12 protein-coding genes and 1 tRNA gene are annotated in these 14,385 nt (G+C 68.7%); 3 read left to right on the top strand and 10 right to left on the bottom strand.

Annotated elements, in window-relative coordinates; translation table 11 throughout:
• The 8 genes from rho to argS all read right to left on the bottom strand — a co-directional run bounded on the left by rho (position 1) and on the right by argS (position 10,748).
• Positions 1–2,247 (bottom strand): transcription termination factor Rho, encoded by a 2,247-nt coding sequence (gene rho, locus HD599_RS04970; protein ID WP_184234173.1) that lies wholly within the window; start codon positions 2,245–2,247, stop codon positions 1–3.
• Positions 2,248–2,448: 201 nt separating this feature from the next.
• Positions 2,449–3,402, bottom strand: coding sequence for a homoserine kinase (thrB, locus tag HD599_RS04965; RefSeq protein WP_184234171.1), 954 nt, complete (start codon positions 3,400–3,402; stop codon positions 2,449–2,451).
• On the bottom strand, positions 3,399–4,475 hold the full coding sequence (gene thrC, locus HD599_RS04960) for a threonine synthase (RefSeq protein ID WP_184240325.1): 1,077 nt from the start codon (positions 4,473–4,475) through the stop codon (positions 3,399–3,401). Before thrC ends, thrB begins: the two co-directional genes overlap by 4 nt.
• An 18-nt stretch (positions 4,476–4,493) precedes the next feature.
• Positions 4,494–5,816: a homoserine dehydrogenase gene (locus HD599_RS04955; RefSeq protein WP_184234169.1), complete on the bottom strand. Its 1,323-nt coding sequence runs from the start codon at positions 5,814–5,816 to the stop codon at positions 4,494–4,496.
• Complete coding sequence (locus tag HD599_RS04950; RefSeq protein ID WP_184234167.1) at positions 5,816–7,279, bottom strand: diaminopimelate decarboxylase; 1,464 nt, start codon at positions 7,277–7,279, stop codon at positions 5,816–5,818. The genes HD599_RS04955 and HD599_RS04950 overlap by 1 nt, the downstream gene beginning before the upstream one ends.
• 88 nt (positions 7,280–7,367) lie before the next feature.
• Positions 7,368–8,171, bottom strand: coding sequence for an LmeA family phospholipid-binding protein (locus HD599_RS04945; RefSeq protein ID WP_184234165.1), 804 nt, complete (start codon positions 8,169–8,171; stop codon positions 7,368–7,370).
• A 49-nt stretch (positions 8,172–8,220) separates the two neighbouring features.
• Positions 8,221–9,042, bottom strand: coding sequence for an LmeA family phospholipid-binding protein (locus HD599_RS04940; protein ID WP_184234163.1), 822 nt, complete (start codon positions 9,040–9,042; stop codon positions 8,221–8,223).
• Positions 9,043–9,089: 47 nt separating this feature from the next.
• Positions 9,090–10,748 carry an arginine--tRNA ligase gene (gene argS / locus HD599_RS04935; protein WP_184240323.1) on the bottom strand — a complete coding sequence of 553 codons (1,659 nt, stop codon included), beginning with the start codon at positions 10,746–10,748 and terminating at the stop codon, positions 9,090–9,092.
• Positions 10,749–10,826: 78 nt separating this feature from the next.
• On the opposite strand from argS, the gene HD599_RS04930 reads away from it, so the two are divergent.
• The gene (locus tag HD599_RS04930) at positions 10,827–11,438 is read left to right on the top strand and encodes an RAD23 family protein (protein ID WP_184234161.1); all 612 of its coding nucleotides are present in this window, start codon (positions 10,827–10,829) and stop codon (positions 11,436–11,438) included.
• A 21-nt stretch (positions 11,439–11,459) separates the two neighbouring features.
• On the opposite strand, the gene HD599_RS04925 is transcribed toward HD599_RS04930, so the two are convergent.
• Positions 11,460–12,254, bottom strand: coding sequence for a transglutaminase-like domain-containing protein (locus tag HD599_RS04925; RefSeq protein WP_184234159.1), 795 nt, complete (start codon positions 12,252–12,254; stop codon positions 11,460–11,462).
• Between the two features lie 46 nt (positions 12,255–12,300).
• Positions 12,301–12,960 carry a pyridoxine/pyridoxamine 5'-phosphate oxidase gene (locus HD599_RS04920; protein WP_184234157.1) on the bottom strand — a complete coding sequence of 220 codons (660 nt, stop codon included), beginning with the start codon at positions 12,958–12,960 and terminating at the stop codon, positions 12,301–12,303.
• Positions 12,961–13,030: 70 nt separating this feature from the next.
• Here HD599_RS04920 and HD599_RS04915 point away from each other — a divergent pair.
• A tRNA-Arg gene (locus tag HD599_RS04915) sits at positions 13,031–13,105 on the top strand.
• Positions 13,106–13,418: 313 nt separating this feature from the next.
• Positions 13,419–14,201 carry an alpha/beta fold hydrolase gene (locus HD599_RS04910; protein ID WP_184234156.1) on the top strand — a complete coding sequence of 261 codons (783 nt, stop codon included), beginning with the start codon at positions 13,419–13,421 and terminating at the stop codon, positions 14,199–14,201.
• Positions 14,202–14,385: the final 184 nt, after the last annotated feature.

Below are 14,385 nucleotides of genomic sequence, written 5' to 3'. Positions count from 1 at the left end.
TTAGTCTTCCTTGGTGCTCGACGCGCTCGGCAGCGACTTCTGGATCTGCATGAGGAACTCGACGTTCGACTGCGTTTCGCGAAGCTTGCCGAGGACGATCTCGAGCGCCTGCTGCTGGTCGAGCCCGGCGAGGGCGCGACGCAGCTTCCAGGTGACCTTGACCTCGTCGGCGCCGAGCAGCATCTCTTCGCGGCGGGTGCCCGACGCGTTGATGTCGACGGCGGGGAAAATGCGCTTGTCGGCCAGCTGGCGCGAGAGGCGGAGCTCCATGTTGCCGGTGCCCTTGAACTCCTCGAAGATGACCTCGTCCATCTTGCTGCCGGTCTCGACGAGAGCGGTCGCGATGATGGTGAGCGAGCCACCCTCTTCGATGTTGCGTGCCGCACCGAAGAAACGCTTCGGCGGGTACAGGGCGGCCGAGTCGACGCCTCCGGAGAGGATGCGTCCCGATGCCGGAGCGGTCAGGTTGTACGCACGGCCCAGGCGGGTGATCGAGTCGAGCAGCACGACGACGTCGTGGCCGAGCTCGACGAGACGCTTGGCGCGCTCGATGGCCAGCTCGGCGACCGTGGTGTGGTCTTCGGCGGGGCGGTCGAAGGTGGAGGCGATGACCTCGCCCTTCACCGTGCGCTGCATGTCGGTGACCTCTTCGGGACGCTCGTCGACCAGGACGACCATGAGGTGGACCTCGGGGTTGTTCTTGGCGATGGCGTTCGCGATGGCCTGCAGGACCAGCGTCTTGCCGGCCTTGGGCGGCGAGACGATGAGGCCGCGCTGGCCCTTGCCGATCGGGGCGACGAGGTCGATGATGCGGGTCGACAGCTTGGCCGACTCGGTCTCGAGACGGAGGCGCTCCTGCGGGTAGAGCGGGGTCAGCTTGCCGAACTCGACGCGGTTCGCGGCTTCCTCGATGGAGAGGCCGTTGATCGAGTCGATCTTGACGATCGCGTTGTACTTCTGGCGGCCCTGGCCCTGGTCTCCCTCGCGCGGCTGGCGGATGGAGCCGACGACGGCGTCGCCCTTGCGCAGGTTGTACTTCTTGACCTGGCCGAGCGAGACGTAGACGTCGTTGTTGCCCGGGAGGTAGCCCGAGGTGCGCACGAACGCGTAGTTGTCGAGGACGTCGAGGATACCGGCGACCGGGATGAGCACGTCGTCCTCGGTGATCTCGGGCTCGAAGTCGTCGCCCACGGGGCCACGGCCGCGCTTGCGGTCGCGGTAGCGGTTGCGTCCGCCACGCTCGTCGTCGTCGAGGGGCGCGTTGCGGTCGGGGCCGTCGTTGCGGTCGTTGCCGCGCTGCTCGTTGTTCGCGGCGCGGTTGTTGTCGCGCTGCTGGTTGCCCTCGCCCTGCTGGCGGTTGTTCTGCTGGCGGCCCTGGCGGGGTTCGCGCTGCTCGTTCTGCTGCTGCGCGCCGTCGTTCTGCTCGCCGTCCTGCTGCTGCTGGCGCTCGCCCTGCTCGCTGCGCGCCTGCTGGCGGTCGCGGCGGTTGCGGTTACGGTTGCGCGACGAGCCGCCCTCGCGGGGGGCTCCGTCGGTGCGCTCGTCGGACTCGGCTGCGTCGCCGTTGTTGTTGTTGTTGTTCGAGGCGGGAGACTCGGCGACGGGCAGCTCGATCGAGCTGAGCGCTTCGGCCTTCTCTTCGGCGGTGGGGGCTGCGGCCTTGGCGCGGCCGCCCTGGCGGCGCTGGCGCGGCTCGCGGTCGAGCGTGCCGGTCTTCTGCTGCGGCTCGCGCGAGTAGAGCGGGCGCTCTTCGACGGCGGGGGTCTCGAGGCCGGACTCGGCCTGGTTGACGTGCGAGGCGGCCGAGCGCGGGGCGTCGACGATGCTGTCGGCGGCCGCGGTGGCGGATTCGGTGATGGTCGCGGCGGCGGCGGCTGCCGCGGCGGCGATGGCTTCCGCGTCGGCCGTGGTGGCACGACGGGAGACGCGCTTCTTCGCGGCGGGAGCGGTCGCGGCGGCGGGCGCCTCGGTGGCGGGCGCCTCGGTGGGAGCGTCGACGGCAGCGGGAGCGTCGACGGCAGCGGGCGCCTCGACGGTCTCGGCGACCGGTGCGACGGCCTCCGGAGCGACCTCTGCGGGTGCAGCGCCGTTCTGGATGGCGGAGATCGCCGTGACGAGTTCTCCCTTGCGCAGCTTGGATGCGCCACTCAGTCCGAGCTCGGCGGCAAGCGCCTGCAGCTCGGGAAGACGGAGGGCGGCGAGGTTCGAAGGTGCGTCCGCGTTTGCGCGGACATTGACGTCAGTCACTACTGGGGTTCCTTTCCCCTACCGCGAAAGAAATGGCGGTGGAGAGGTGATAGATCGACCCGTGTCTGTGCGGCTGCACAGGAATCTACTGGGGCGATGCGGGTGAAGGTACAACCCGGGCGGTACCAGAACTGGCGAGCAGTTCCGTTGCTTGCAGTGGCTCGAAGTGCTTGTCGAATCCAGTGAAGCTATGAGCGGAGGCTAGGCCACCGCTTCTACCGGGTGCGAAATCACTGTAGCACCTTTGAAGTCGACGGCCAGCATGAGCGACTTCCAGGGTGTCGCGGCGTTGTCGGCCACGATCTGCGCGGCGGCGAGGCGCTGGGCGGGGTCGCTGCAGAGCACCAGGAGCGACGGTCCGGCGCCGGACACCACGGCGGCGAGGCCGTTGGCGCGCAGCACCTGGATGAGGGCGTCCGTCTCGGGCATCGCGCTCGCGCGGTAGCTCTGGTGCAGCTTGTCCTCCGTGGCGGCGAGCAGCAGCTCGGGACTCTGGATGAGCGCCGCGATGAGCAGCGCCGAGCGCGAGACGTTGAAGATCGCGTCCTCGTGCGGCACCGACGACGGCTGCAGGCTCCGGGCGAGCGCGGTCGACATCGTGGTCTCGGGCACGCAGACGAGCGGCGAGACGCCGCGGTGCACGATGAGCTTCTTGTGCTGCGGTCCTTCGGGGGTGACCCAGGCGATGGTGAGGCCGCCGAAGAGGGCGGGCGCCACGTTGTCGGGGTGCCCCTCCATCTCGGTGGCGAGTCGCAGCAGCGTGACGGCGTCCATCTCGACGATGCCGTCGAGGAGGCCCTTGGCGGCCATGATGCCGGAGACGATCGCCGCGCCCGACGAACCGAGTCCACGGCCGTGCGGGATGACGTTGTGCGCCTCGAGGTTGAGGTTCGGCAGTTCGAAGCCGAAGTCGGCGAAGGTGTGCGCGATGGCGGTGACCACGAGGTTCGACGCGTCGGTCGGAACCTCGCCGGCCCCGACGCCGTGGACGTCGACGAAGACGCCAGGTTCGGGGCGCACGGAGACGTGCAGTTCGTCGTACAGCGACAGCGCGAGTCCGAGCGTGTCGAAACCGGGGCCGAGGTTGGCCGTGGTCGCGGGGACCTTGACCGTGACGGAGCGCCCGGTCAGGTCGGGGGCGGCCACGAGGCTCATGCCTTGCTCAGTCCGAGCACACCGGCGATTTCCGCGGTGTCGACGGGCACGATGGTCGGCGCGATCTCGGAGCCGTCGGCCGTGCGGAGCGCCCACTGCGGGTCCTTGAGGCCGTGGCCGGTGACGGTGAGGACGACGGTGGAGCCCTTCGGGATCTCCCCCGCGTCGGCGCGCTCGAGCAGCCCAGCGACACTGATCGCCGAGGCGGGTTCGACGAAGATGCCGACCTCTCCGGCGAGGATGCGGTATGCCTCGAGGATGCGCTCGTCGTCGATGGCGCCGAAGTAGCCGTCGGTCGCCTCGCGGGCGGCGAGTGCGAGATCCCACGATGCCGGGTTGCCGATACGGATGGCGCTGGCGATGGTTTCGGGATGCTTGACGACGTGGCCCAGAACCAACGGCGCGGAGCCGGCGGCCTGGAAGCCGAACATGCGCGGCAGCTTCGTGGTGGCGCCACGCTCGAGCTCTTCGGTGTAGCCGCGGGTGTAGGCGGTGTAGTTGCCGGCGTTGCCGACGGGGAGGATGTGGATGTCGGGCGCGTCTTCGAGCACCTCGACGACCTCGAACGCGGCCGTCTTCTGGCCGTTGATGCGGTCGGGGTTGACCGAGTTGACGAGGTGCACCGGGTAGTTCGCCGAGAGGTCGCGGGCGATGTCGAGGCAGTCGTCGAAGTTGCCCTGTACCTGCAGCAGCTCGGCGTTGTGCGCGATGGCCTGGCTGAGCTTGCCCATCGCGATCTTGCCCTCGGGCACGAGCACGACGGCCTTGATGCCGGCGTGGGTGGCGTAGGCGGCGGCCGAGGCCGAGGTGTTGCCGGTGGAGGCGCAGATGACGGCCTTCGCGCCGTGCTCGACGGCCTTCGAGATAGCCATCGTCATGCCGCGGTCCTTGAACGACCCGGTGGGGTTCATGCCCTCGTACTTGACCCAGACGGTCGCGCCGGTGCGGGCGGAGAGCGCGGGGGCGGGCAGCAGCGGGGTTCCGCCTTCGCCGAGGGTCACGACGGGCGTGGCATCGGTGATGTCGAGGCGATCGCGGTACTCATTGAGCACACCACGCCACTGTCGGCTGATCACTTTGCTGTTTGGCACTTACACACCCTCAACTCTCAGTACGGACACCACGCTGCTCACGACGCTGTTGCTCCCGAGTGCCGCGACTGTTGTAGCGAGTGACGACTCGGTTGCCTCGTGGGTGACGATTACAAGGGTAGCGGTGGGCGACGCGAGGTTCTTACCGTCGCTTACCGATTGTGACACCGCTTCGACGGAAACGCCGTGTTCGCTGAACAGGCTCGCGATGGTGGCGAGGACGCCGGGCTCGTCGATCACGCTGAGGGTGATCTGGTACCGGGTACGCACGCTCGACATCGGCAGCACCTCGATGGTGGCGTGGGTGGATTCGGCGATGCCGGGGCCGCCGATGACGTGGCGGCGGGCGGCCGAGACCAGGTCGCCGAGCACCGCGGAGGCGGTCTCGCGGCCGCCGGCGCCGGCGCCGTAGAACATGAGGTCGCCCGCGGCCTCGGCCTGCACGAAGACGGCGTTGTTCGCGCCGTGCACGGCGGCGAGCGGGTGGGCTACCGGCACGAGAGCCGGGTGCACACGCGCCGAGACGCCGTATTCGCCGTCACGCCCCTCGATCGCGATCCGCTCGCAGATCGCGAGCAGTTTCACGACGTAGCCGGCCTTGCGTGCGGCGTCCACCTGCTCGGCGGTGATCTCGGTGATCCCCTCGCGGTGCACAGCCTCGAGCGGCACCGTGGTGTGGAAGGCGAGGCTCGCCAGGATCGCGGCCTTCTGGGCGGCGTCGTAGCCGCCGACGTCCGCGGTGGGGTCGGCCTCGGCGTAGCCCAGCTCGGTAGCGGTGGCGAGGGCGGCCTCGAGCGTGTCGTGGTGCACGTCCATGCGGTCGAGGATGAAGTTGGTGGTGCCGTTGACGATGCCGAGGATTCGGGTGACCCGGTCGCCGGCGAGGCTGTCGCGCAGGGGACGGATGATCGGGATGGCGCCGCCGACGGCCGCCTCGTAGTAGAGCTGCGCACCGACCTGCTCGGCCGCCTCGAACAGCTCGGGCCCGTGCGTGGCGAGCAGCGCCTTGTTGGCGGTGATCACGTCGGCACCCGAGTTGATCGCCTGCAGGATGTACTCGCGCGCCGGCTCGAGGCCGCCCATGAGCTCGACGACGATGTCGGCCCCGAGGATCAGCTCTTCGGCGTTCGTCGTGAGCAGGTGCTTCGGGATCGCGGGGGTGCGCTCGGCGTCGAGGTCGCGCACGGCGACACCGACGAGTTCGAGCCCGGCACCCGAGCGGTTCGCCAGCTCGTCGCCGTGCTCGAGCAGCAGCGCGGCCACCTGGGCGCCGACGCTGCCGCCGCCGAGGAGGGCGACGCGGAGGTTGCGGTATTCGATCATCAGTTCTGTTCCAATCCAGCGTCACGGCTGAGGAGATCGTCTTCGGTCTCGCCGCGCACGATGACACGGGCTTCGCCGTCTCGCACGGCAACGACGGGAGGGCGTCCGAGGTAGTTGTAGTTGCTGGCCATGGCCCAGCCGTAGGCTCCGGTGGCGGGGACGCCGACGAGGTCGCCGGGGGTCACGTCGCCGGGAAGGTAGTCGGCGTGCACGACGATGTCGCCGCTCTCGCAGTGCTTGCCGGCGATGCGCACGAGTGCGGCGTCGGCGTCGGAGACGCGGTTGGCGATGCGAACCGAGTAATCGGCGGCGTAGAGCGCGGGGCGGATGTTGTCGCTCATGCCGCCGTCGACGGAGACGTACTTGCGCACGGAGCCGGTCGCTGAGCCTGTCGAAGCGCCCTGACCTTCAACGAGTTCGCGCCCTTCGACAAGCTCAGGGACCGTATCGTCCGTCACCAGCACGTCCTTGATCGTGCCGACCGTGTACAGCGTCGTGGTCGACGGGCCGACGATGGAACGGCCGGGCTCGATCGCGATCACCGGCACGGCCACGCCGAACTCGGCGGCGAGCCGCGCGACGCTGTCGGCGAGGTTCGCCGCGAGCACGTCGATCGGCAACGCGACGTCGGAGCTGTTGTAGGCGATGCCGAAGCCGCCGCCGAGATTGAGCTCGGGCACCGGTCCCCCGGCGAGCAGCTCGACGTGCACCGCGAACAGGCGGCGGGCCGCCTCGGCGAAACCGTCGGTCTCGAAGATCTGCGAGCCGATGTGCGAGTGCAGTCCGAGGAACCCGAGGGACGCGTGCGAGCGGATCTGCGCGACCGCGGCCGCGACATCCACCAGGGGAATACCGAACTTCTGGTCCTCGCGGGCGGTCGCCAGGTACTCGTGCGTGTGGGCGTGTACGCCACTGTTGACCCGCAGGCGCACGGGCTGCACGCGTCCGTGGCGGCTCGCGGCCTCGGCCACCCGCTCGATCTCGATCAGGCTGTCGATGACGATGGCGCCGATGCCCACGCCGACGGCGCGGTCGATCTCGGCGAGGCTCTTGTTGTTACCGTGCAGGCCGAGGCGAGCGGGGTCCGCGCCGGCGGCGAGCACCACGGCGAGTTCGCCCCCGCTGCAGACGTCGATGTTGAGGCCGTCGCGCAGCATCCAGTCGGCGACCTGGGTAGAGAGGAACGCCTTGCCGGCGTAGTAGACCTTGACGGAGGACCCCACCCGCCCGAACTCACGGTCGAACGATTCACGGATGCCGCGGGCACGAGTGCGCACGTCGTCCTCGTCGATCACGTAGACCGGGGTGCCGAAGCGCGCGGCTATCTCGGTGGAGGCGACGCCCGCGATCGCGATCTCGCCCGAGGGGGAACGCGCGGAATTGCGCGACCACACGTCGGAGGCGAGAGCGTTGGCGTCGGCGGGGAGCTCGAGCCACGAGGGGGCGAGCGGATTTTCAGACACGGATGAACCTCACGGAATTTATTGTTGAGTGAGGCGAGCGAACCCGGCTTGGTCCCTGAAGCCGTTTACATCTTATCGGTGCCGCGGGCTATGGCTCGCACGTGCCCTTCGCGCCCAGCGCGCTGAGCCGCACACCGCTCCCCTCGGCCGTGACCGCGAACTGTCTGTCGACCACGGCGACCGAGGTCAGCGACAGGTCGGCCGGCAGGAAGTCGGCGACGCAGATGCCGGGCGAGGTGAGCATCGGCGCGGCGAGCGGTGCGAGCGGACCGGCCAGGATCTCGGGTGCCGTCGTCGCGACCCCGCCGGCCGTGACGACGCCGGGGGTGAACAGCACGCCGCCGGTCTCGTTGAGCGACGGGGCGAGCGCGACCGTCACCGGCACTCCCCCGATGTCGGCGCCGATCGTGATGTCGGCGTCGGCCATGGTGAGCAGGGTGAGCGGCACCCCGGTGAGCTGGGGGCTGTAGGCGACGAGGTTGGTCTCGTCGACGAGCATGGTCGCGACGAGGGTGTCGACCGGTCCGCGCGGGTCGAGCGGCACACCGGAGGCCTCGATACGCAGGGTGCCGACGGCGGTGCCGAACGATACGCGGGGAACCGTGATCGTCACGTCGTCGATCGAGCCGGTGACTGCCTGCGCGAGCAGCAGCCCGTCGCCGAGGTCGACCTCGACCTCGGAGCCGTCGGTGAGTTGCAGGGCGCTGGTGACCCCGGTCTTGACGACGTCGCGTGCGACATCCCGGGCGATCTTGTCACCCTCGACCACGGCGAAGTAGACGAGCCCGCCGACCACCAGGAGGGCGATGACCAGACCGATCCAGCGGAACCGGGGCGGGAGGCCTTTCGGCGCGTCGATTGACGTCCACTCAATACCTGCACCATTGCTCATGTTCGACAGCCTAACCGCGGGGCGGCCGGTGCCGTGTAAACATTTGGACTCAGTCGCAGGTGCCCATGGCCGACAGCTGGGAGCCGATCACGACGTCGTCGCCGGTGACGTCGAGCCGCAGCCGCTCGGGCGTCACGTCGACGCCGGTCAGCACGATCGAGGCCGGCAGGTATTCGGCGACGCAGAACGACTGGGAGGCGACGACCCGGTCGGCGATGTCTCCGAACGGACCCTCGCGCAGTTCGGCGAGCGAGAACTCCGCGCCGTTGACGGTGACCGAGACGGGCGAGAACAGCAGGTCGCCGTTGTCGACGGATGGCGCGATCGAGGCCGATACCGGAAGCGAGAAGACCAGCACGGGAACGGTCGTCGACACGTCGACCACCCCGTCGCCGAGGGTGATCGCGTCGAGGTCGATGGCGCTGATGTAGCTGCGGAGCTTCTGCACGTTGTCGGCGTCGATCGTGGCGCTGCCCGTGAGGCTGTCGGCCGGCGTCTCGCCGTCGATGGGGATACCGGTTGCGGCCAGGCTGAGATCGCCGGTCACGTCGCCGAACGCCACGTCGTCGACGTCGACGGTCACCCGGTCGATCGAGCCGCCCGCCGCCTGCATCAGCAGCGATCCCCCGCCGAGGTCGATCGCCATCGGCTGGTCGGCGTCGAGCGACAGCGCCGCGCCGAGCTCGTCCCGGATGAGCCCCGTGGCGTAGCTGCGCGCCGCGGACTCGGCCACGATGTACCCGACGACGAGCAGCACGACGAGCACGACCGCGGCGACGACCCAGCCGATCCAGCGCCGGCGACGACGCGGTGGTTCGGCGGGCGCGGCGTCGACCGGTTCCGGCAGCTCGAGCGTCGTGTTGTCTGTCATCCGCGGCATCCGTTCGTCGTGGCTCGGGCTCGTTCGAAAGTGGACGGCTACATGCGGTCGGGCGCGCTCACACCGAGCAGCCCGAGGGCGTTCTTCAGCGTGATGCCCGTGGCGTCGTTGAGCCAGAGGCGCGTGCGGTGCACGTCGGTGACCTCTTCGTCGCCCATCGGGGTGACGCGGCAGTTGTCGTACCAGCGGTGGTACGCGCCGGCGAGCTCCTCGGCGTAGCGCGCGACGCGGTGCGGCTCGCGCAGTTCGGCGGCCTGACGCACGATGCGCGGGAACTCGGCGAGGGTGCCGAGCAGGATACTCTCGGTCTCGTGCGTGAGCAGGCTCGCGTCGAACACCTCGCGGGTGACGCCGGACTCCGCCGAGTTGCGGGCGACCGAGTGCGTGCGGGCGTGTGCGTACTGCACGTAGAAGACGGGGTTGTCGTTGGTGCGCTTCTGCAGGATCTCGGGGTCGAGCGTCAGTGGCGAGTCGGCCGGGTAGCGGCCGAGCGAGTAGCGCAGCGCGTCGGTGCCGAGCCACGACTGCAGGTCGTTGAGCTCGATGATGTTGCCGGCGCGCTTCGACAGTTTCGCGCCGTTGATGCTGACCAGCTGGCCGATGAGTACCTCGATGTCCTTCTGCGGGTCGTCGCCCGCCGCACCGGCGAGAGCCTTGAGGCGGTGCACGTAGCCGTGGTGGTCGGCGCCCAGCAGGTAGATCTTGTGCGCGAAGCCGCGGTCGCCCTTGCTCAGGTAGTAGGCCGCGTCGGCCGCGAAGTAGGTGAAGATTCCATTGCCACGACGGATGACGCGGTCTTTGTCATCGCCGAAGTCGGTGGTCTTCACCCAGACGGCGTCGTCCGCGTCGTAGACGTGGCCCTGGGCACGCAGGCGGTCGATCGCGGTGTCGATCGCGCTGCGGCCGGTCGCGGGGTCGAGGGCGTGCAGTTCGCGCTCGCTGAACCAGACGTCGAAGTGCACGTTGAACCGGGCGAGCGATTCTTTGATCTCGGTCAGCTGCAGCTGGTATCCGGTCTCGCGGGCGATGGCGAGAGCCTCGTCGTCGGGCAGCTCGAGCAGGTTCGGCACGAGTTCGAGCACGCGCACCGAGAGCTCGGTGACGTACTCCCCCGGGTAGCCGTTCTCGGGAGTGGGCAGCCCCTTGGCGGCGGCGAGGATGGAGGCACCGAAGTTGTCCATCTGGTTGCCGGCGTCGTTGATGTAGAACTCGCTGACCAGGGTCGCACCGCTGGCCTTGAGCACGCGGGCGAGCGAGTCGCCCAGCGCGGCCCAGCGGGTGTGGCCGATGTGCAGCGGGCCGGTGGGATTCGCGGAGACGAACTCGAGGTTGATGGTCTGGCCCGCGAGCGAGTCGTTCTGGCCGTAGGAGTCGCCCGCTTCGACGACCGTCTTGGCGAGGGCGCCGGCTGCGGCCGCGTCCAGTGTGATGTTGATGAAGCCGGGGCCCGCGACATCCACGCCAGAGACACCTTTGACGCCCGTCAGGGCCTCCGCGATCTCCGCGGCCAACTCGCGCGGGTTGGCTCCGACGGCCTTCGCCGTCTTCATCGCGATGTTCGACGCCCAGTCGCCGTGGTCGCGGTTGCGCGGGCGCTCGAGCACGACGTCGTCGATGGTGACGGGCGCTCCACCGCGGCTCGACACCACGGTGTTGACGATGGCGAGCAGGGACGCGGAAAGATCGGCAGGATTCACGGTGGTCAAGCTTATCGTCGCCGCTGTGCGCTCACCGCCTATGAGGGGCTTTGCGACGGAGTAGGCGACAATGTCGTTATGCCTGCTTCGCGCGTTCTCATCTCGCTTGCCATCGCCGGAGTCGTCGTCGCGGGGTTCTCCGCGTGCGCGAACGACACCGTGGCGACCCCCACCGAGACGAACTCCAGCGCCGCCACACCGGCCCCGACCCAGTCAGCGGAACCGACGGCGACCCCGACGGCCGAGCCCGTCGGCACCCCGGTGACGATCGGCTGCGAGACCCTGATCACCGCGCAGGAACTGTACGACTGGGACCCGAACTTCGTGCCGCAGACCACCTACAAGCCGGTCGAGGGCTCGGATGCGGCGACGATCGTCGACGACCAGGGCATCGCCTGCGCGTGGGTGCAGCAGACCAGCGGCCAGATCGTCGAGGTCGCCGTGGCCAGCCTTCCCGAGGAGGAGCTGACCACCCTCAAGAACGCGTTCGTTCTCGAGGTGCCGTCGGTGCCGACCTACGGAGACCCGCTCAAGGTCGAGGGCTACTTCCAGCCTGGTGAGACCTTCGGCCACGCCGACGTGTTCAGCGGACCGTACTGGATCTCCGCGGACTCGGACGCGTTCTTCGAGCCCGGCGATGCGCTGCCGATCATCGAGGCGGCTCTCGCCGGTCTCGGGCAGCCCGAGTAGCTTCTCCGCCCTTCGAGGTCGTCAGCCCAGCTGCAGCAGCTGCTGCCCGTCGTCGAACGGCAGGGTGTCGGCGACCGCGAGCACATCGAGCTTGGTGAGCATCAGGTCGGCCCAGTGGTTCGTGAGGAACGCGATGTCGGCCGCGTCACGTCCGGTCGAGATGCGTAGCAGGCTCTGGCGCGGGGCGAGACGGGTGGCGTCGACGACCCACCACTGCCCGTCGATGTGCGCCTCGGCCACCGCGTGGAAGTCCATCGGGCTGAGACCCGGCGCGTAGACGGCGGCCATGCGGGCCGGAACGTCGAGGGCACGCAGAAGGGCGATCACGAGGTGGGCGTAGTCGCGGCAGACACCGCGTCGGGCCATCAGAGTTCTGGCAGCGCCATCCGTCACCAGGCTCGATCCGGGCACGTAGCTCAGTTTTTCCCACACCCACAGGGTGACCGCGGTGAGCAGGGCGTGGCCGCTGAGACCGGCGAACTCGCTGCGCGCGGTCGGCAGCAGGCTGTCGGATTCGCAGTAGCGGCTCGGACGCAGGTAGGTGACGAGGTCGATCTCGTCGACCGGTGCCGGCTGCGAGCGGCCCTCGACCTCGGCGCTGTAGTCGACGACCATGCGCCCGGCCCCACCGATGAGACGGTGCAGCCGGGTGCCGTGGCGGTCGACGAGCTCGGTCGGGACCTGCGGTTCGCCGTCGAGCGTGATCGAGAGGGATTCCCGGTTGAACAGGGAGTTGGCGCTCACCGCGAGGCTGAACACCATGTCCGTTCTGCCGGAGATATCGAGTTCGAGGTGGGCCGATACGGAACGCTGCATGCTTGATCTTGTCACGCGATTGTTGCGCCCAGATTTCCCCGGCGGTCTACGGCCAGAGCAGGTTCTTGGCCCATCCGCCGCCGTCGCGCGAGTACCGCAGACGGATCTGGTCTCGGTCGCGGGAGGCCTGCCAGAACTCGACCGACTCGGGGCGCACCAGGTACGCGGTCCACTCGTCGGGCACGAAGTCGGGGCGGAACTCGAAGATCGCCTTGGCCTCCTCGACCCGCTGCGAGAACTTCTCCTTGCTCGCCAGCACCTCGCTCTGCGGGCCGGCGATGGCTGCGGCCCGTGCGCCGGGCTTGCGGGCGAGGAAGTCGCGCTCGCTGACCTCGCGCGGCCCCTTCTCGATCGACCCGCTGACGCGGATCTGGCGGCCCTGCTCGCGCCAGTACAGAGTGAGGGCGGCGCGCGGGTTCGTGGCGATCTCGCGGCCCTTGGGCCCGGAGTCGAGCGAGGCGAACCAGAGTCCCTCGTCGGTGATGTCTTTGAGGATCAGCGATCGGGCCGAGGGTGCTCCGTCGGTCGTCGCGGTGGAGAGCGTCATCACGTGCGGCTGCGAAACGTCGCTGTCGATCGCCGTACGTACCCACTCCTCGAGGAGTTCGACGGGGGTCTGCGGGGCCGCAGCCGTGTCGAAGTCCGGAAGGTCGCCGGAGAAGACGGGAAGAGCTCTGAGGGTGTCACGCCACGATGTTTCGGTCATCATTCCAGCCTACCTACGCCACCGGCGACAGAGCTGCGCCGACAGGCTGCTACCCTAGTGAAGCACCCGGGCCCCCATAGCTCAGGGGATAGAGCACTGCCCTCCGGAGGCAGGGGCGGCAGTTCGAATCTGCCTGGGGGCACCACACTTCTCGCGCGGGTTGAGCCTGTCGAAACCCACGGGTCCCTGACCTTGTCGAAGGGCCTCTCATCTGCAAGTCCTTTGGGTTGGGACACGCGATACTCGCCTTGCAGATAGGGCACCTTCGTGGGCAAATTCGCCGGGCGGGGCAACCGGGCATCATTTTTTCGCAGGCGTGGTTCGATGGCAACGGCCGAGCGAACCGTGATCGCTCAGCGACCGTCTATCGGGGTTGGCCTCATGCGCTCTTACCGCGGCCAGCAGGGCAGGGAGATACTCACAGGCTGCCAAGATCCGCGTCAGTTAGCGTTGAGGGTGTGAAGCTAAATCATATTCGACGCGGAAGTGGTAGACCGCTGCTGCTAGTACACGGTCTGGGCGCAGGGTGGCAATCGTGGTCCCCGATCCTCGACGAACTGGCTGAGCACCGTGAGATCATCGCTGTCGACCTACCAGGGTTCGGTGAGACGGCGCCGTTGACCGGCGAGGTCTCGATCGCCAGACTGACCGACTCCGTCGCGGACTTCATCCGCGAGCAGGGACTGGAAGGGGTCTCGACCGTCGGCCAGTCAATGGGCGGCCGAATTGTGCTGGAGCTCGCACGGCGGGGAGTCGGCGGCGACACTGTGGCGTTGGACCCGGGAGGCTTTTGGAACCGACGCGAGCTCTTCGTCTTCGGCGCGACGTTGCGGCCGTCGATCGCTCTGGTCCGCGCGCTGCGAGGCAGGCTGCCAGCCCTGCTCGGCAGCTCAGTCGGAAGGACTTTGCTGCTGGCGCAGCTGTCAGCGCGGCCTTGGGCGCTCTCAGAGGAGACCGTGCTGCCGGACGTGCGCGGACTGGCTGATTCCCCGGCGACTGGCGCCGCTCTGAACGCCCTCACTAAAGGACCCAAGCAACAGGGCGCTCCGGCCGGCACAGTGCCCGGCCGAGTCACGATCGGTTGGGGGCGGCGCGACTTGGTGACCGTGCCTCGACAGGCCGCTCGCGCCGCGGAACTTTTTCCCGACGCCGTGCTGCACTGGTTCGGGCGGTGCGGTCACTTCCCTCAATGGGACGCACCGGCCGAAGCGACTCAACTCATTCTCGACAGCACCGATTAAGAGTCGGCTACTCTGCCCAGCCGACGAAAGCACCATCGACGCAGGCGGTTCGGCAATCGGACTGGCGTTCCGGCCGTCAAGCGGAGCTCGCTCCAAACGACCCCGAGTCGGCCGTGGGGCGAAAGATGAATTTCGGTCGCCGCGCAAGAACGCAAGTTCTGTTCCACCGAGCCTGATCTCAGTG

It is taken from the genome of Conyzicola lurida (genome assembly GCF_014204935.1).
GTDB lineage: Bacteria > Actinomycetota > Actinomycetes > Actinomycetales > Microbacteriaceae > Conyzicola > Conyzicola lurida.
This window is presented reverse-complemented; position numbering and strand designations above follow the sequence as displayed.

What these genes read in the sequence shown, in the direction of transcription:
- thrB (WP_184234171.1), bottom strand. Translation starts at nt 3,402, where the DNA reads ATGAGCCTCGTGGCCGCCCCCGACCTGACCGGGCGCTCCGTCACGGTC.
- HD599_RS04955 (WP_184234169.1), bottom strand. Translation starts at nt 5,816, where the DNA reads ATGATCGAATACCGCAACCTCCGCGTCGCCCTCCTCGGCGGCGGCAGC.
- HD599_RS04945 (WP_184234165.1), bottom strand. Translation starts at nt 8,171, where the DNA reads ATGAGCAATGGTGCAGGTATTGAGTGGACGTCAATCGACGCGCCGAAA.
- HD599_RS04940 (WP_184234163.1), bottom strand. Translation starts at nt 9,042, where the DNA reads ATGACAGACAACACGACGCTCGAGCTGCCGGAACCGGTCGACGCCGCG.
- HD599_RS04930 (WP_184234161.1), top strand. Translation starts at nt 10,827, where the DNA reads ATGCCTGCTTCGCGCGTTCTCATCTCGCTTGCCATCGCCGGAGTCGTC.
- HD599_RS04925 (WP_184234159.1), bottom strand. Translation starts at nt 12,254, where the DNA reads ATGCAGCGTTCCGTATCGGCCCACCTCGAACTCGATATCTCCGGCAGA.
- HD599_RS04920 (WP_184234157.1), bottom strand. Translation starts at nt 12,960, where the DNA reads ATGACCGAAACATCGTGGCGTGACACCCTCAGAGCTCTTCCCGTCTTC.